This window comes from Stenotrophomonas sp. HMWF003 (assembly GCF_003061285.1).
In the GTDB taxonomy this organism is placed as follows: domain Bacteria; phylum Pseudomonadota; class Gammaproteobacteria; order Xanthomonadales; family Xanthomonadaceae; genus Stenotrophomonas; species Stenotrophomonas maltophilia_AP.
Genome location: NZ_QAIW01000463.1, coordinates 2,512 through 2,730, shown reverse-complemented (window position 1 = coordinate 2,730; position 219 = coordinate 2,512).

Below are 219 nucleotides of genomic sequence, written 5' to 3'. Positions count from 1 at the left end.
ATCACCAGCATCACCTACAAACTCGCATTGCGTCCGGTATCGAAACAGCAACTGGTGGCGGTCAGGTAAACCGCGCTCGATCAGCCTTCCCAGTCCAGCCCCCGGGGCGCGCCGCGGAACCCGGCGGCCCGCAGCGCGTCGGTCAACGCGTCGCGACCGACCGGAGCATCGTTGAGCAGTTCCAGGGTGAAGCGCCCCCGCCGCCCACGCCGCAGCGCG